This is a genomic window from Streptomyces sp. NPDC006384 (genome assembly GCF_042870695.1).
GTDB lineage: Bacteria > Actinomycetota > Actinomycetes > Streptomycetales > Streptomycetaceae > Streptomyces.
In genome coordinates this window covers 133,213-149,615 of sequence record NZ_JBIAHR010000011.1, presented here as the reverse complement: position 1 = coordinate 149,615, position 16,403 = coordinate 133,213, and the positions used below count along the sequence as shown (strand labels likewise).

Below are 16,403 nucleotides of genomic sequence, written 5' to 3'. Positions count from 1 at the left end.
AGGTACAAGAAGGAGAGTGTGACTCATGGACGGCAACGGCGTGACCGGGCTGGTCGAGAAGTACATCGCGATCTGGAACGAGCCCGACGGCCGGCTCCGGCAGGTTCTGGTGGAAGAGGTGTTCACCCCGGACGCGACGTACACCGACCCGAACATCGTCGCTCACGGAACGGTGGCGATCGGGGAGTACATCACCGCCGCACGGCGGAACTTCCCGGGGATGCCCTTCACCCCCGGGACGATCCTGACCCATCACGATGCCGTGCACTTCTCCTGGCAGGTGGGCCTCCCCGCGGGCTCACCCGTGGTGAGCGGCTTCGACACCGCCACCTTCGAGGGGGGCCGGATCAACCGGCTGTACGGCTTCTTCAACGGCTACTGACCTGTTCGTCCGCCGCGTGGTCGCCGGGAAACACGTTCGTCCCGACGACCAGCGGCAGGGCCCGCAGCAGGCGGGCCCGCTTCGCCGACGCGGCGTCGGGATCGCCGAAGACGCGGTGGAACGTCTGCCAGGTCGAGTCGGCGATGCAGTCCCCGATGGTGACGATCAGGTTGTCGAACAGCCGGGCGACGGCATCGACCGACAACGGCTCCAGCAGGATCCGCGCGCTGTTCAGCCGGCCGAGACCCCACTGCGGGAATCTGCGGTGGAAGCCCTCGTTGGCGCAGGCCACGATCAGCAGCATCCCGGACCGGCTGCCCGCTCCCAGCCTCTCGAAGAAGGCGAGGGTCGCCTCGTCGGCAAGGTGAAGGTCGTCCACCGCGATGACGACCGGGCGCTTCCGGGCGATCGCGTGCACGAGGCTCTCGGCCTCCTGCACCCGGCGTACCGACTCCGGCTGGTCCGGACCGGCCGCCTCGACGGGGGCGTCGGGCTCGGCCTCGCGGTGGAGCGACCGCAGCGACCTGACGACGGCGAGCGGATCGATGCCCACCGACCTGCTCACCCGGTACTTCACGATGAACGGAGCGGGCCCGGTGTTCTTCTCGAGCAGGTGACAGAACTCCAGCAGGAGCCGGCTCTTCCCCGTCCCGTGGTCGCCGAGGACGGTGATCAGATGCGGAATGCCGCGCTGCTCGACGCGCTCGAAGGTCCGCCGCAGGATCTCCATCTCATGGTCCCGGTCCATGAACGGCTTGGTGTCGACCGGATACTCCACCGAGGGCGCCTCCGCGACCCAGTAGGGCAGCTTCTGCGCCGCCGGCGCCAGGTACGACACCTGTCCGAGGGTCAGCGACCTGGTGCGGTCCGACACCCAGATCGCGCCGGCCGGTACCTGCGGGAACGTCTCCCAGCACTGGTCGAGCAGGGTGCCGTTGACCGACAGCAGGCTCTTCCGGGGGACCGGGTCGAAGCGCCTCTGGAGATCACCGGTCGCCACCATGGCCCGTATGGTCAGCCCGTGCCGGTTCTCGTCCGACACGTCGAGGCTGTCCCTGAGCAGCAGGGCGAGCTGAGTGGCCCGCGTGGCGCCCTCCGCCGGATCGTCGAGGTCGAAGAGGGCTATCGTCGCGGACCCCACGGAGGCCAGGACCTCACCGCCGCAGCACTCCACGCCGGTCCTGACCAGGGTGTGGATTCCGTCGAGGAGGTCGTCGACACGGACCGGGTGCGCCGAGGACGCCCCGGATCCGACATGGGCCCGGACGATCATCACCGTCACCTCGCGCCGGTGCGAGCCCGCCGGGGGCGGCACCGGGGGCGCCGACCGGGCCGGCTCGTCCAGCACGTCGTGCTTATGCCCGACCTCGCCCTCGCCGGCGGGGGCGTCCGGCGCGAGCGGCGCCCCCGCACCGGCCACGACCGCCCGTCCGGCCGCGCCGAACTCCCCGATCGTCACCTCGGCCCGGGGAAACTCGCCGAGTGTCGGGTCGTGCGTCAGGATGCGCTGTTGCAGGCTCCGCAGCCACGGCCCGGGCTCCAGGCCGAGGCGGTCCACGAGTTCGACGTGCGTACGGTGGTAGACGTTCAGCGCCTCGGTCTGCCGACCGGAACGGTACAGGGCCAGCATCAGCAGCCCACGGGCCCGCTCGCGCAGCGGCTCGGCCTCCACCATCTGCTCGATGCCGCTGGTCACCTCACCGTGGTGGCCGCAGTCCAGCTTGGCCTCGAAGTACAGTTCCTGCGCGTCGATCCGCCCGTTCTCGACGGCACTCGACTCCGGCCAGACGATCCCGGCTTCCACGAGGTCTGCCAGGACCTCACCCCGCCACAGGTCCAGTGCGTCCCGCAGGACCGCGGCCGCCTCCGCCGGGAGCCCGTTGGCCATTTTCTTGCGGCCGAGTTCCAGCTGCCTGCCGAAGACGTGCACGTCGACCAGGTCCTCGTCGATGTCGAGTATGTAGCCGGGAGACCGCGTGATCAACGCCGGATGCGGCCCCCGCGCGCGCAGCGACCGCAGGACCGACCGGAGCGACCACACGGAATTCTGCAGGATTTTCCGCGCCGTAATCGGTGGCTCACTGTCCGGCCAGAGTGATTCCATCAGTCGGCTGTTCGCGACCGCCTGATTCGGTTCGAGAAGAAGACGGCCGAGCAGCGCTCGCTGTTTTACGCCTCCGAGAACCGCCCGTTCACCATCGCAGATCACTTCCAACGGGCCGAGTACACGAAACTGAATCATGAGTGCCCCCCACCTCTTCATAGTCAATTATCTTGCCCGCACACCGCATCGGAATACCCTGTTCGCGCCGGACACATTATGACCCGTGGGCAGAACGCTCGGTGGGGAAGAAGCGTTCCGGTCAGGCCGGTGCCGCGAAGATCGGCACCCTCGGTCCGAGGGTGCCGGACACCCCACTCCCCGGGACTCGCACGGCGAAACCGGCCTCACGTCATGTGCCGCCCTCCCCCACCGCGCAGTCATCGACTCCACGAGAATGGCCGAAATCATCAGCCGTGGTCCCGCAGGGCCCCGGGGAGAATCCCGTTCGCCCGTTTTGATCATGGGATGCCGTGCAGGCTGAGGGCTGCGTCGGGGCGGGTGTGAGCACGTCGGCCGCTGGCGATGTCGGTCCAGCCGGCCCGATCGAGGGCCGTGCGGGTCAGGTCGCGCAAGGCGCTCATGACGGCCGGGGTGTAGTGACGTCGGACCTGGCTGGCGTCCTCGGCGAAGGTGACGTCCTTGGTCCAGTGGACGGTGTTCTCGATGATCCAGTGGCCGCGGGCCCAGGAAGCGAGCTCGGCGGGGGACGCCTGGTGGGTGGGCAGGTCGGTGACGGCGTAGCCCGTCTCGCTCTGCCACTTCTTCGCACCGAGGGGCCGGCGTTTGCGGTGGATGCGAACGACCTGGCGGGCGTGCGGGAAGAGCAGGCCGTCCACAAAGACCACCTTCACTTCGCGTACCTCCTCACGGCCGTGTCCGCGATCGCGTGAACGGTCAAGGACAGGCGCCTTGCCCCAGGGCAGCTTTCTCGACTGGCTCGCGAGCGTGGGCTGGTTGTTCTTCACCGACAGCAGGTAGTGCGCGTGACGGTCCTCGACGAGGTGGCGGGCGTGCTCCTTCTGTGCGTGCATCGCGTCCACCGTGATCACGGCCTCGCGCAGGTCCGCGTCGTCGATGGCGTCCAGGAGCGGGGCGAACTCAGGAATCTCGTTGGTCTTCGCACCGATCTCGTGTAGGGCGGCGGTCAGTGCGTCGTCGTGACGGACGGCGGTCAGGACGAACATCCGGGTGCCGTCGGCGCGGACGGCTCCGCGCAGGCACTTGCCGTCCACGGCGAACGCCCGCCGCCTCAACTGGGCCGGCTCCGGGGCAGGCATGGCGGCTCGGTGGGCGCGGCGCTGTGCACGTTCGGGGACACCGTCGGGGCTCAGCCCTCCGGCCGCAGACGAGGCCGGCGCGGTGAACCGGGCGAAACCCGCGGCGGTCAGCGCGCCGGGACCCCCTTTGGCGAAGGCGTCCCGCAAGGTCCGCTCGCCCGGAGCCCGATACCGGCCGGCGAACGGATCGAACGGGCAGCCCGGACGGGCCAGCACCTCCTGATCGCACCGCTGGGCCCATTCCGCGATCGCAACCAGGGAGTTGTGCCCGGCCGCCGTCATCGCGCACACCCCGATCGCAGGCAGCGTCGCCAGCCGATACCGAACGCCCCGCCGATCACGAGGGCCGGGCACCTTGGCCAGCGCCTGGAGCAGCCCGTCCGCAGAGGCCTCCCCGACCGCACCGGTGAGCGAACAGGGCGACGCGCCCAGGGACACGGACATGAGAGAGGATGGAGCGACGAGCACGGCAGCCTTGCTGATCTGGGAGCGTAGAGAACTCCATGATCCACAAGAGCCGTGCTCGTCTCATGTCCGGGCATCAATGATCAACCGGTCAAAACGGGAGCGACGGGATTCTCCCCGGGGCCCTGGTCGATGTGCTGCGCGGCAACCGCCGTCCCCCGGACCCTGTGTGCGTGGGAGGATGCGGTGGCCACCTGATCTCGTCGGCCTCCGCGTCAGCCCCACATTCCGAAGCCGATTTCTTCGAAGAGCCTGCTCCACTCGCTGTCTTCGTCGCTGAAAGGGATTTCGTCAACCTCGGAAATTTGTCGTTTCATATTTGCCACGACGCGGGCGCGTTCACCTTCTTCGCCCGCCGGAAGCCCTTTGTATTCTCTCTTCCCCTGCTCCAGGACGATGAGGGAATGGACGAATGAGGAAAGGTCTGTGTTCATGGCGGTGTAATTCTCTTCCCCTTCGGGGAAGGAGTAGATTCGCCCATCGCTCGGGTCCATGGCGATCGTCGCGTAGTTGAGGACTCCCAGAATCTCCCACCCTTCGGATTCGGGTGGGCATTCGGCACCGTCTTCCTCGAAGGCGGCCTTCAGGGTCGGCCTGGCGTCGATCCTTTGCAGGGACTCGTCCTCGAGGTCGAAGCGGCACGAGAAGAACGGGCTTTCCGGCAGGCCGACATCTGACAGAAAGTGCGCCACCTCGCTTCGCATGTGGCTGTCGGCGGAACGAGGGAAGTACGTGACGCAGGCAAGACCGAAGCTGTCGACTACCTGGCGTGGTGTGATGCTGATCAACAATTACGCGTCTCCTGCTAACCTCGATTCGTCAGCGGTGATCGCTGCTTCGTGAGGCGGTGAGTTCGCCCCGTTTGTTCCGCTGGTGGGCGGGTGGGGCCGTCGCGTGTCGCCGCGGGCTGCGCCGGGTTCCACGGGCCCGGAGTCTGCGGTTCTCCTTCCTGGTGTTCGTCGGAACGGTTCGTGCTGGTCAAGTGGTCTGGGGCAGGCGGGTGAGCCGGTTCCAGGCGAGGGTGGACGTGGCTGCCCAGGGCCATGATGCGTCGAGGCGGAGGTGCCGGCGTCGGGCGTGGTGGGCGAGGCGGGCGGCCTGGTGGTAGATCCGCAGCCGCATGGTCTGGGGTTCGGCGTCGGCGAGGCCGTCCTGGTCGTGGAGGGCCAGGAGACGGAGCCAGGCGTCGAGGTCGGCGGCGATGTTCGCCGCGAGCATCCAGCTCCGGTTTGTCGTCCAGGCTTTGGCGGGGAGGTTGTGCAGACCCATGGCCTTGTTGGTGCGGACGCGGTCCTCGACGACCGCGTGATGCCGGTGCAGGGCGTCGATCCACTGCACCTGGTGTGAGCCGGGGACGCCCCAGAGTTTGGTGATGTTGGTGGCGATGACCGAGTACTTCCAGCCGGTCCTCTTCTCGAGGTCGGTCAGGTTTTCCAGGTGCCGGCCCGACGGGCGGACCCGGCGGACGATCAGCCGCATGCCCGCCGGCCAGCCCTCCCGCCGGTTCAGGCCGGTCAGCTCCGCCACCCCGCTGTGATCGTCGTCGTGCGGGGTGCCGTCCTGCTTGAGGCTGGACTCCCAGGCGTGCTCGGGCAGTTCGGCGATCGCGGCCTCGTCGACGGCGGTGATCTTCCAGCCGGTGGTGAAGCGGACCCGCCGCCGGGTGGTGGTCAGCCTGGCCAGGTGTTCGTGCAGGCCGTGGGTGGCCCCGGCTCCGTCGGGACGGACCAGGATCTTCGCGCCGGAGGAGCCGGGGATCTGCCGCAGTGCCTCGTCGAGGACGCTGATGTGGTCGGCTGCGGTGTTCGAACCGGCGCTGCCGGGCCGCAGCGTCATGGCCAGGCATTCCTGCGTGTTCGCGCACCACGCCGCCAGCGGATGAAACCCGTAGCTCTTCTTGAAGGTGGCGGACGCTCCTTCCTTCCTGGAGGCGGCGGTGATGATCGTGGCGTCGATGTCGACGATCACCCAGCGCTGCAGGTGCTTGCCCGCGACGGTCAGCCAGGGGAAACCCTGCGGCCGCAGGGCCAGCCACGTCCAGACGATCCGGCGGACCCTCGCCCGGGCCCGCGAGAGCCCGGCGAACGCGTTGTCATCGAGGCCGGCCAGCAGGCGGCGGATCGTGGAGTCCGAGGCGGACCGGCCGAACACACGGCGCTGGTGGAGGGCGGGTTGTTCGGCCTCCAGAACGCTGCGGGCGCCGAGCGCGATGGATATCGCGAGGTGGACGAAGACCACCGCGCGGTCCCGCCAACCGCTTCCGCCCGCGGGAAACACCCTGGTCAACGCGGTGACCAGACCACTTCTGTCCGCGAGACGGCGCAGCAGGACCGCCCCGCTGTGACCGACCATGCCCTTGCCGTCGGCCCCGACCCGCAGGCCGTGGTCCCACGCGGTAATGTTGCGCACCAGAAAGGTGTCCTGACTTCTGCACCGGATATGACTTCGACACTCACATCCTTGCAGGTCACGGACACCTTTCTGCTGTCAGGGCGTCAGCTCACCCAATTCCGCTGAACAGCCGAGGTGAAGGGAAGGCCCGTTCGGGCTGCTCTCCGACCTCGGGCACAGAGAAGAAGGACGGCGGTCGGCGAGCACCGGCAGCCCCGCCTCACACGCGGATCAGGACACGTTCCGCGCGGGCCAAAGCCCGTGACGGGGCCCGGGAACTGGGCGGTGGAAGGGCACCCGATGCGGGCGGGGAGGCGACCACCGGCCTGGACGGTGTCCTCGTGGTCGCCCACTCCGACAAGGAGGACGCCGCCCCGACCTGGAAGAAGACCTACGGCCACCATCCCCTCATGGGTTTCGCCGACCACGGCCCGGGCGGCACCGGAGAACCGGTCTCGGCCCTCCTCAGGCCCGGGAACGCGGGCTCGAACACCGCGGCCGACCACATCACCCCCTCCCGCCTGGCCCTGGCTTGTGGTTCGAGGCCACGTCGTAGGCCAGGTTGCGGGCTGGCGCCTTACGGCCTTTGCCGGGGCAGTGGTTGAAGCGCGGGCCATCGAGTGAGCATGGCTCCCTTGACGGCCGCGGCGAGTTGTCCCAGGCCCTTGAGCCCACTGCCGCCAGCGGTCACCTGGCTGACGATTCCGAGACGGTGGACGAGTCGCTGCCGGGCCGTTGCCGTGCCCCATTTCCAGTCCCGGTTCGGGATCTCGGCCAGGTGGTCGATGGTTCCGCGTTCGGCTCGCTGGACCAGTGCGTCGCCTCGTAGCAGCCAGGCAGCACACGCATCGGTGAGATCACCTTGGACATCGGTGCCCGTCGCGTCGCGCCAGGTCGCGCGATAGGCGGTCTCTGCTGCGTGCAGCAGGGGCTGCGCCGGGGCCGTGGCGCACCAGCAGGTCGGGAAGCCGATGCGCAGATAGGCGAGTTCCACGAGTCCGTTGCCCAGCGCGGCCTGTTCGAAGTCGATGAACCGGACACCGTTACTGGTGTGCATGTCGTTGCCGGGGCAGGGGTCACCATGCAGCAGGGCATGGCCCTGTGTGTCGGCCAGGCGGTTTACGAGGTCGTCCAGCTCGGTTCGGACTCCGGTCGGAACCGCGACGCCGAGCGTCCGGGCAAGTCCGAGGAAGGAGTCGATGTCGCCTTGGGCCGGGCCGGACCAGGCGGGGAGTGTGCCTGTGTCGTCGGTGCTGGTGGCCGCATGGAGCCGGGCCAGTGCAGTGGCGTAGTCGACCACCCAGTCCTCCCGGGGCGGCTGGTGGTCCAAGTGCTCAAGAACCAGGATGCGTTCGTCCGGATCGGTGCCGAGAAGCATCGGCACCACGGGTGGGTCGACCCGGGACGCGAGCTTCAACGCCGCCACTTCGCGGGCATACCTCTCGGCCGCCTCTGGAGCGTCGACGAGCTGCTTGACCACCACGGGTGTGCCGGACAGCTCGGCCCGCCATACGCGAGACCGCGGGCTGCTTCCCAGTCGGCGAGCCCGACGAGGTGAGCCCAGCTCGGACCGCAGCTCGTCCCCGAATGGCAGTCGTGACCACATGGACTCATGCTCGCACGCACACTTACCGCGTGAACTGCCTTTTCGCCACGGCATTGCTCCGCCTATCCGCGTGGCCTCCAAGCTTGACATGTGAGCTGTCCCCGGTTTCGTGGAGTCCCTGAAGCCAGGCATGTGTTCCCGGTCCGTAGGGGAACCACGAGCAGCGGCAGCACCACGTAAATACCCGGACGAGTTCCGTGAGCGGGCCGTCCGCGAGGTCCGCACGACGGGCCGGCCGATCGCGCATGTCGCCAAGAACCTGGGCATCCACAAGGAGGCCTTGTGCGGCTGGGTTCGCCGGGCCGAGGCGGACGCCGGCGAGCGTGACGACCGGCTGACCACCGCCGAGCCCGGGGAGTCGAAGCAACTCCGCGTCGAGCGGGCGATCTTCCAGCGGGTCACCCGGTACGACGAGGAACGACTCCGTTCCGCCCTCGACCACGTACCGCCCGCCGAGTACGAACGCGGCCGGTGGCGACAACAGGAAGCCGCCCCGCAGTCCGCCTGAGACAAGATCACCGGGCTCTACGGATCTCGGGGCAGCTCATCACCACCGGTGAGGCTGGTGACGCGCCGGCCTTCGAGGCGGTCATGGCCGGGATTCGGATCCCGCGCAGCGGACTCGGGAGGCCAAGAACCCGCCCGGTGACCGTCCTGGCGGATCGTGCCTACTCGTCCCGCGCGATCCGTGGTCACCTTCGGCGTCGAGGCGTCCTGGCTGTCACCCCGCAGCCCGCCGATCAGATCGGTCACCGTTTGCGGCGAGGCCGCGCCGGAGGCCGCCCGCCCAGCTTCGACGCCGGGAAATACAAGGAGCGCAATGCCGTCGAGCGGTGCACCGCCCGCCTCAAGCAGTGGCGCGGCCTGGCCCTGCGGACCGACAAACTCGCCATCGCCTACCAGGCCGCACTCCACGTCGCGTCCCTCCTTGTCCGGGCGCGTCAGTGACATGACTGCGGACGCTACAGGCCCAAGCGTGAGACGAAGTCCGAGAAAGCAGGTGCTACGCCCGCCACTGACACAGAAGGGGGTCCGTCCAGAAGTCGCTGCCTACGACGCGGGGATCTGAAGGGTCAGTCCGGTAGTCAAGAGCCAAGGTGCCATCATCTCCGGGGTTGCGGGTGATGGCGATCAGCACCGCCTGTTCAACGTCGAGCCAAGGAAGTTCCAGCTGGGCGACGCCCTTTGTTCCGCGTGCCTGGCGGAAGAAGGCGGAGTGCGGATCATCGGCGATCATGCCCAGTGATCGGGACGCGTACTCCATCTGCTCGGAGTTCGACACGAAGACAAGTGGGTCCCTGAACCACGGAATGACCTTCGCCAGCACCGCATCGCCCGGGTGACGCCAGAGGTCGCGGTCGATGAGCGACGTCAGCAGGGCCGGCAGAGCAAGTCCACGGACTGTCGAAGGCGCCATGACGCACAGCTTCGCACGGCGGATGACACCGAGGAGACACGCTCCAGTGATCAACGGGTGTGTTCGAGCGCCTGGAGGATCTGCCGTACTTCCTGGCGCCATTGGTCGGCGTCGGCGCTGTCGACCCAGCCGGTTGCCATTTCGGATCCGTCCTGGAGAACCCGGTCCAGTGCGAGTCTCGCCGACGCGTGAAGCGAGGCCGGCAGTTCGGGCAGCGGTTCCCCGGGGCCGTCATCGGGGTCGATCACGATGGGGCTGTCGGGGAGGGTGCCGGCCAGGTCGTAACGTGGCAGCAGACCATTGAGGCCCCGCCGAAGCGGGCGAAGCCCGCCGGCCCGGCCCTCCTTCCCGCTGCGCACCGGTACAGGACCGGCCTCCGATGACCGGCGGCTCCTCACTCTCCCCCGTCGGCGGAATGGAGCTGGAAGTCGACGACGACGCAGGCAACCTGTCCGTCATCGGTGCGGCCGATCCAGACGGGGTAGGTCCCGTCGCCCCGGCCGGCACGGAAGGCGATGAGGTTCGGCTCGGGCCCCGTGCCGGGCAGGTCGACGCTGAAACGGCTGTCGAGGGGCATGAACAGGTCCTCGTCCAGCCGGTCTTCGCTCACCGTCCGAGTCGCGTCCATGAAAGCCGCTGTGCCGGTGTCCACGCCGACCCCGTAGAACCGGCCCTCGCCGAGCAGCCCCGGGTCCTCGTCGGGCCGGAGGGCCATTTCCCACTCGCGGGGCGGGATGTCCAGGAACGTCACCCTGGCCGCGGCGACACCGGCCCCGCGCGCCGTGCGCAAGAGCGACAGCGTGACCGGGAACTCGCCCGGTGGCACGGCGACGGTCCGCGGGGTCTCTCCGATCCAGCCGGGGTCCGAGACCACCAGCTGCCCCGACGTGATCCGCAGCCGGCCGGCGTCGACGGGCTCGACGACGGCCGGCCCGTCCGGGGTGTCGCACGCGCCCGGACCGAACAGTTGCTCGATGCCGGTGGCGCGCAGCGGTCCCGATCCTTCGTCCGCCGACACGTCGCTCAGGACCACGGCCGCGGCGGGCTCGTGGCCCTGCTGGGCGAGGAACGGCACGAACACCTGCCAGTCTCCGAACTCCGGTACGGGGCAGAGGAAGCTTTCGACGGGCGCCGGGAACCGCCGCACGGGGACGCTCGACGGACCGGATGTCCGAGCGTGCAGCGGCTCCGCCGACGCTCCCCCCGGCCCGGCGGACTCGGACCTCACCTCGACCTGCCCGTCGGCCGAGACGGTCGTGGTCTCCTGGACCTCCCACTTCCCGGACACGTACTCCTGCTCGCTGGAGAACTGCCACCGGGTGCTCCGGTGAGCCAACAGCATCCCCGTGCCGTGCGGCTTGAGGTCGATCATCTGCACGCGCCAGGACCTGTCGTCGAACAGGTACATACGCCACATCCGACGCGGCCAGTACTCGACCAGTGCCAGCGGTCGCTCCCGCGCGGACAGCAGAACCGCGTAATCCGTCCCGGCGGCATGTCTGCGTGCCGCGACCGCGCGCGGCAGCGGGTCCGGGTGGGTCGTTCCCTGATGGGAACCCCACAGTTCGCCGTACGACACATCAAGACTGTCGAAGATCACAGCCGCGCATCTCCCCCCGTGGCACCAGCCACTTCCCGAGCAGCGGCGCCCGACGGGTGACCCCTGCCGCAACGCGCTGCCCTTCCGGAACTTCGTCGTGCCGCAGTCTGCCACTGGGGTGTGACACACAGGATCGCGAGAGGCCGGCAAGGGGGTGTCGGTTCGACGGAGGGTCCTGGTTGTCGAGTGGTCGGTTGTCGCTCGGGGCCGGGCGGCCCTCGAAGGTGATCCGGAAGGCGTTCAGGGGTGCCTTCCCGCGCATGGTCCACCGTCTGCGGCACTTGCCCGTCGGGTCCAGGCTCATCAGCGCCGTGTGGACGCATCTGAGGGCGGCAGTCTCGTCGGGGGAGTGCCCGCGGGGCCGGACGGCCTTGCGCAGACCGCGGTGACGCCGAGGGGACGTGAGGGAACCGCTTCGGCGCGAGGGGCGAAGGACGGGTGAAAGCCCCAGTGTTCGAGCATCGTCCCCTGGACGAGAGGAGTCCCGATGGCCGTCGGACCAGGCGTCGGCATCGGCACCGCGCGTGCCGATGCCGAGAGCGACGCCTCAGTGATCGCGCGGTCCCGGGAGGAGCCCGAGGCGTTCGCCGCGCTCTTCGACCGGCACGCCGACGCCGTGCACCGCTATGCGGCCCGCCGCCTCGGCGGCGAGGTCGCCGACGACCTCGTGGCGGAGACCTTCACCACCGCGTTCCAGCAGCGGCATCGCTACGACCCGGCCCGCGGCGCGGGCGCCGACGCCCGGCCCTGGCTGTTCGGCATAGCGACCAACCTGGTCGGCCAGCACCGGCGGGCCGAGGCCCGCCGGTTCAAGGCCCTGGCCCGCGTCCCGGCCCTCGCCGACCACGACGAGCCGCTGGCCGACCGGGCCGCGGACCGGGTGGTGGCGCGGGCCGTGCGCCGCGAGCTGGCGGCGGCGTTGGCCGCGCTGCCCGCCCGGCACCGGGACGTGCTCCTGCTGGTGGCCTGGGCGGATCTCAGCTACGGGGAGGCGGCCCAGGCCCTCGGCATCCCCGTGGGCACGGTCAGATCACGGCTGCACCGGGCGCGCGGCAAGCTGCGCGAAGCACTGGGCGGATCCGATCCGACGGCACTGCGAGAGGTATCCGGCCATGAATGACGAACTCGGACTCCTGAGGGAGTGGGACGCGGACGCGGCCCCGCTCACCGGCCCGGCCCGGGACCGGGCCCGGCGCCGGCTGCTCGACGCGATGGCCCATGAGGGAAAGCACACCCGTACCCGTACCCGTACCCGCACCGGCACCGGCCCCGGTCGCCGCCGTGCACTGCGTCTCGTGGCGGCCGCGGCGGTCGCCACGGCGGTCACGGGGACGGCGGTGCTGATCGGCGCGGACGGCTCCGGCGAGGACGGCGCACCCGGCACGAGCACCCCGCGGGTGGAGAACGCCGCCGCGACGGTGCTGAACGGGGCGGCGGCGTGGGAGCGCGAGCGGGAGAAGGAGCCGGTGGCGCCGCGCGACGACCAGTTCGTCTACTCGAAGCGGATCATCAAGGAGACGGAGCAGAAGACCGGCGAGGTCAAGACCTACACCGACGAGATGTGGGACTCGGTGGATGCCTCCAAGCCCTCCTTGGCCATGGAACTGGGCCGCGAGATGTGGGAGGAGACCACGGAGAAGGGCAGCGTGGTGTGGCCGCCCCGGAAGTGGAGCGAGCTGGAGAAGCTGCCGCGCGACCCGGAGAAGCTCGTCCCGGCCATCCTCTCCTTCGGCTCCCGCGGCGGGTCCGACGACCGGTCGGTCAGCGATCTCGACAAGCGCGAGCGGTACGAGGCCTACTGGCTGCTCGGCGAGCTCCTGAAGAACCCGGTGCTGCCCCAGGGGCTGCGTCCCGCGGCGTACGAGGCGCTGGCCCTTGTGCCCGGCGTCAGGACGATCCCGGGAGTGAAGGACTCCGCCGGGCGGACCGGGGTGGGGATCGCCCACACCGGGCGCGGGCCCTACGAAAGCAAGTACCTGATCTTCGACCCGGTGTCGTACGAGTTCCTGGGCTTCCGCGACGAGCGGATCTCGGCTTCCGGGGAGCAGAAGTACATCCAGCTGTCGCACGTGGTGGACTGGGGGATCGTCGACCGGGTGAGGCAGCGCCCGTAGGCCGCTGTCCCGCGACCGGGGCCCGCAGGGCCGTCGGCACCGGCGGATTCCGCCGACGGCCCCGCGGGGTGCCTCCGGGAGGTCAGGGAACCTTTTTCATCTTGAATAGTTGCAGGTCAGGGATGTGCTGGCGGCCTGGACGAGGGTGCCGGCGCGACGGGTGGAGCATCTGGCTCGCCGGAGCGGTCGCCAGGACTTCAGCTGGGCGAAGGCGCGTTCACCGGGGCCCGCGGCGTCGAGGGCGTGCACCAGGTCGCTGTCGAAGGAGAGCAGGCCGAGGACATTGCTCCTGCGGACCCGCCGCAGCGTCTCGCTCGGCAGCCGTCCGCCCCACACCTACTTCTCGTGGTGCAGTCGCGGCTCCTCGGCGTCCTGTTCCTCGCTCGTGACCGGCCTGCGCACAGAGGATCCCCTTTCGCCGGGACGGCCGCGGGAACCCCTGCCGGGCAGGCCGTCACATGCCTCGCATCATGCCGCAGGCCACTGACGACAGGGTTTCTGCGACCGGAGGTGACGTCAGCGACGAGACCGGCCGTCAGCGCGTTCCTGGATACGCCCCGTCCGCGCCGCCGCCCGCCATGAGCGGCCGGTCCCGGCAAGCCGGCGGCGCACGCGGCCGTACCGACGACTCCGGGCGGCGCCCTCCCGGTGGGGAGAGCGCCGCCCGGGGCGACGTCGAGGGCGAGGAGAGCGAAAGGACTTGATTCAGGAAAGGAATGGAGAAGGAAGCCCTTTCATGGCCTCGCCACGGGCAACGCTAGCACTCAGGCCGGGATCAGGTCGCGCAGATTTCCGAGGGTGACGGCCCGGGAGTCCGGGTGCAGCCCCTCGGGGCGTTCGAGACCGATGTACGTCACGGGCCCGTCCGGCACCGACTCACCGTCCCACAGCTCGACGGCCGTGGCGGGGCCGGTCATCAGGCCGGTCAGGTACCGCACCGTCAGATACTCGCGTTCCGCGAAGGCGCGCACCACCTTGGAGACCGACACCTGGTTCTCCTCGACCCGGTTGGCCGCGGAGATGCCCTTCAGGTACAGGTGCAGCCACTTCGCGCGCCACCGGCCGTCGTCCTCGCGCCGGAACACCAGCGGCAGCGCCACCCGGCCCGTGCCGCGCAGCTCCGACTTCATCCGCACCGTGCGCGGCTCGAACGGCCGGCCCTTCTGCCCGCCGTCGCGCACCATGAAGCCGAAGAACGACTCCTCGACCTCCTCGAAGCCCTCACCGGCGTAGATGTCGACCTGCGGGACGATGAAGGCGCCGCGTACCCGGTCCAGGGACAGCTCGATGAACTCCGAGGCCCCGTCGGGTGCTTCGGTGACGTCGCCGGAGTGCACGCCCCCGACGGTCTTGAGCGAGGTGTAGGACAGCCAGGAGTCGGTGCTGTAGTCGGCGCGCAGGAGCAGCGCGGAGAGGTCGTAGTCGGTCCGCCTCCCGCTCTCCTTCCAGTACGTGAAGAAGCGCAGCCGGTCCCCGCCGACCGCCGAGAGCGAGCCCCGCGGCAGGACGCCGAGTCCGGCCGTGGACGCCCGGCCGCTGAGCGGGAGGGCCACGTCGAGGACGTCGGGGTCGAGCAGCAGCCGGTCCGGCGCCGGGAGCCTGCGGCGCATCTCGGCGTCAAGGGCGGCGATGAGGCGGTCGCGGTCGGCGGCGGGGACGGGCGGCCGCGTGTCGGGGGCGACCCAGCCGCGGCCCCGGTGGTTGACGAAGATCCGGGGGCCGCCGCTCTCCCGCTCCCGGTTCCGGAGGTGCTCGCGGACCGACAGCACGACCCGGCCGGAGACCTCGGGCGCCACCCGCACCGCGGCGGCCACCACCGCGTCCCGCTCCTCCTGGCCGGCGGCGGTGCGCAGCAGGTGGTCCAGGGCCCGGAACAGCTTGCCGGGAGCGGACTCCAGCAGCCGCACCGCGCCGGGCACGCCGGACTCGTCGAGCAGCTTGCCGACCCGGCTGTCGAAGGACCGCGCCTCCTTCTCGCCCCGCGCCACCGCGAACACGTCGGCCGCGTGCGGCCAGCGCGGGTACTCGTGCGGGTGGAGCCGCTCGCCGAGCCGCTTGAAGGGCTCGCGGTGCGCGTGCACGTCGGCCAGCTTGGCGGGGTTGGCCGCGACCACGGCGCCGAGTCCCGCGAGCAGCGCACGGCGCACCGGCCGCGGAAACGTCCGGAACCGGGTCGGTTCCCGCAGCGTCACGTCGCCGCCCGACAGGGCGCAGGCCAGCCGCAGCACATCGGTGACGGTGTCCAGCAGCGGGTCCGCGCCGGCCGCCAGACGCGCCTCGTTGACGACCGCCCGGTTCTCCCTGACCGGGAACGACTCCGGCTGCGGTCCGAGCGCGCACCGCCCGGCGAGGAGCTTCAGGTCGTCCAGGTGCTCCTCGCCCAGCGGTGTCGTGCTTCCCGCCAACGCCAGGTACAGGTCCGTGAGTTCCGCGTCCAGGTCCCGTCCGAGGTGCAGCACGGTCACCCGGTCGCCCGCCGAGGCGATCAGCTCGTCCTGCGCCGCGAGCAGCTCCTCGTAGGTGTGCTGGTAGCGGCCGTACGTCGGGAGGCTGAGCAGGTCCAGCACGCCGCGCGTCAGCTGCGACAGCACGTTCTCGCGCGCCGTGTCGTCGCCGAGCGCCTTCACCACGCACCGCGTCCAGAACTCCTCGGTGTCCGGCACGTTCGCCGGGAAGTCGATGAAGTACGCGTTGTGCCGGACGTGGTCGCCCACCATCTCGCCCACGACGCGCAGTGTCCGCCTGGCGGTGTGCACGACCGCGGCCTCGGACAGCCCGGACAGCCGCTCCAGCAGCTCTGCCGAGAGCTTGAACCCCACGGACGTCAGCGCCGCGTCGAACTGCCGCGCGGCGGCGGCGCCTTCCCCGGGGGAGCCCTTGGGAAGGGGGATGCGGTGGGTGTGCCGGATGACCAGTGACTCGAGTCCGTACGCCATCCGGGGATGATCGCAGAACTGTGCGAATCGGCGCGCGGGAGTTTTCCGCGCGAACCCGGAGCACGCCGGGCCCGAGGGCGTCATCGTGGTGGGCGGCGCCGGGCGGCGCTT

12 protein-coding genes and 5 pseudogenes are annotated in these 16,403 nt (G+C 70.0%); 6 read left to right on the top strand and 11 right to left on the bottom strand.

What is annotated here, in order from left to right; genetic code table 11:
- Positions 1-25 precede the first annotated feature (25 nt).
- Entirely contained in the window at positions 26-382 is a 357-nt protein-coding gene (locus tag ACFYOJ_RS17515) for a nuclear transport factor 2 family protein (RefSeq protein ID WP_356553142.1), read from the top strand.
- On the opposite strand, the gene ACFYOJ_RS17510 is transcribed toward ACFYOJ_RS17515, so the two are convergent.
- The 4 genes from ACFYOJ_RS17510 to ACFYOJ_RS17495 form a co-directional block, all read right to left on the bottom strand.
- Positions 369-2,366: a BTAD domain-containing putative transcriptional regulator gene (locus ACFYOJ_RS17510; RefSeq protein WP_356553144.1), complete on the bottom strand. Its 1,998-nt coding sequence runs from the start codon at positions 2,364-2,366 to the stop codon at positions 369-371. The two genes, ACFYOJ_RS17515 and ACFYOJ_RS17510, sit on opposite strands and share 14 nt — an antisense overlap.
- Positions 2,367-2,944: 578 nt before the next feature.
- A complete protein-coding gene (locus ACFYOJ_RS17505; protein WP_388597207.1) occupies positions 2,945-4,231 on the bottom strand; it encodes an ISAs1 family transposase in 1,287 nt (428 codons plus the stop codon).
- Between the two features lie 212 nt (positions 4,232-4,443).
- Positions 4,444-5,016, bottom strand: a complete 573-nt coding sequence (locus ACFYOJ_RS17500) for an SUKH-4 family immunity protein (protein WP_356553147.1) — start codon at positions 5,014-5,016, stop codon at positions 4,444-4,446.
- Positions 5,017-5,206: 190 nt separating this feature from the next.
- On the bottom strand, positions 5,207-6,637 hold the full coding sequence (locus tag ACFYOJ_RS17495; RefSeq protein WP_356553149.1) for an IS1380 family transposase: 1,431 nt from the start codon (positions 6,635-6,637) through the stop codon (positions 5,207-5,209).
- A gap of 221 nt (positions 6,638-6,858) precedes the next feature.
- On the opposite strand from ACFYOJ_RS17495, the pseudogene ACFYOJ_RS17490 reads away from it, so the two are divergent.
- Positions 6,859-7,152: pseudogene (locus ACFYOJ_RS17490) on the top strand (transposase); the annotation flags it as partial.
- Positions 7,153-7,196: 44 nt separating this feature from the next.
- On the opposite strand, the gene ACFYOJ_RS17485 reads toward ACFYOJ_RS17490, so the two are convergent.
- Positions 7,197-8,225 (bottom strand): aminoglycoside phosphotransferase family protein, encoded by a 1,029-nt coding sequence (locus tag ACFYOJ_RS17485; protein WP_356553150.1) that lies wholly within the window; start codon positions 8,223-8,225, stop codon positions 7,197-7,199.
- 130 nt (positions 8,226-8,355) lie between these two features.
- Here ACFYOJ_RS17485 and ACFYOJ_RS17480 point away from each other — a divergent pair.
- Positions 8,356-8,544 (top strand): annotated as a pseudogene (locus ACFYOJ_RS17480) (transposase); the annotation flags it as partial.
- A 99-nt stretch (positions 8,545-8,643) separates the two neighbouring features.
- Positions 8,644-9,173: pseudogene (locus tag ACFYOJ_RS17475) on the top strand (transposase); the annotation flags it as partial.
- 55 nt (positions 9,174-9,228) lie between these two features.
- Here ACFYOJ_RS17475 and ACFYOJ_RS17470 read toward each other — a convergent pair.
- The 4 genes and pseudogenes from ACFYOJ_RS17470 to ACFYOJ_RS17455 form a co-directional block, all read right to left on the bottom strand.
- Complete coding sequence (locus ACFYOJ_RS17470; protein ID WP_356553153.1) at positions 9,229-9,642, bottom strand: hypothetical protein; 414 nt, start codon at positions 9,640-9,642, stop codon at positions 9,229-9,231.
- Positions 9,643-9,692: 50 nt separating this feature from the next.
- On the bottom strand, positions 9,693-9,890 hold the full coding sequence (locus tag ACFYOJ_RS17465) for a DUF4259 domain-containing protein (RefSeq protein WP_388597204.1): 198 nt from the start codon (positions 9,888-9,890) through the stop codon (positions 9,693-9,695).
- Positions 9,891-10,036: 146 nt separating this feature from the next.
- On the bottom strand, positions 10,037-11,242 hold the full coding sequence (locus tag ACFYOJ_RS17460; RefSeq protein WP_356553157.1) for a DUF4241 domain-containing protein: 1,206 nt from the start codon (positions 11,240-11,242) through the stop codon (positions 10,037-10,039).
- A gap of 199 nt (positions 11,243-11,441) precedes the next feature.
- A pseudogene (locus ACFYOJ_RS17455) lies at positions 11,442-11,621 on the bottom strand (IS256 family transposase); the annotation flags it as partial.
- Positions 11,622-11,729: 108 nt separating this feature from the next.
- Between ACFYOJ_RS17455 and ACFYOJ_RS17450 the strand changes: the two are divergent.
- On the top strand, positions 11,730-12,362 hold the full coding sequence (locus ACFYOJ_RS17450) for an RNA polymerase sigma factor (protein ID WP_356553158.1): 633 nt from the start codon (positions 11,730-11,732) through the stop codon (positions 12,360-12,362).
- Positions 12,355-13,356, top strand: a complete 1,002-nt coding sequence (locus ACFYOJ_RS17445) for a CU044_5270 family protein (RefSeq protein ID WP_356553160.1) — start codon at positions 12,355-12,357, stop codon at positions 13,354-13,356. Before ACFYOJ_RS17450 ends, ACFYOJ_RS17445 begins: the two co-directional genes overlap by 8 nt.
- A gap of 96 nt (positions 13,357-13,452) precedes the next feature.
- Here ACFYOJ_RS17445 and ACFYOJ_RS17440 read toward each other — a convergent pair.
- Together ACFYOJ_RS17440 and ACFYOJ_RS17435 are read right to left on the bottom strand one after the other, a co-directional pair.
- Positions 13,453-13,581 (bottom strand): annotated as a pseudogene (locus tag ACFYOJ_RS17440) (IS5/IS1182 family transposase); the annotation flags it as partial.
- Positions 13,582-14,120: 539 nt separating this feature from the next.
- Positions 14,121-16,292 carry a hypothetical protein gene (locus ACFYOJ_RS17435; RefSeq protein WP_356553162.1) on the bottom strand — a complete coding sequence of 724 codons (2,172 nt, stop codon included), beginning with the start codon at positions 16,290-16,292 and terminating at the stop codon, positions 14,121-14,123.
- Positions 16,293-16,403: the final 111 nt, after the last annotated feature.

Bases quoted from the DNA above. Each gene is read 5' to 3' on its own strand.
- ACFYOJ_RS17470 (WP_356553153.1), bottom strand. From the start codon at position 9,642: ATGGCGCCTTCGACAGTCCGTGGACTTGCTCTGCCGGCCCTGCTGACG.
- ACFYOJ_RS17435 (WP_356553162.1), bottom strand. From the start codon at position 16,292: ATGGCGTACGGACTCGAGTCACTGGTCATCCGGCACACCCACCGCATC.
- ACFYOJ_RS17515 (WP_356553142.1), top strand. From the start codon at position 26: ATGGACGGCAACGGCGTGACCGGGCTGGTCGAGAAGTACATCGCGATC.
- ACFYOJ_RS17450 (WP_356553158.1), top strand. From the start codon at position 11,730: ATGGCCGTCGGACCAGGCGTCGGCATCGGCACCGCGCGTGCCGATGCC.
- ACFYOJ_RS17445 (WP_356553160.1), top strand. From the start codon at position 12,355: ATGAATGACGAACTCGGACTCCTGAGGGAGTGGGACGCGGACGCGGCC.
- ACFYOJ_RS17485 (WP_356553150.1), bottom strand. From the start codon at position 8,225: ATGTGGTCACGACTGCCATTCGGGGACGAGCTGCGGTCCGAGCTGGGC.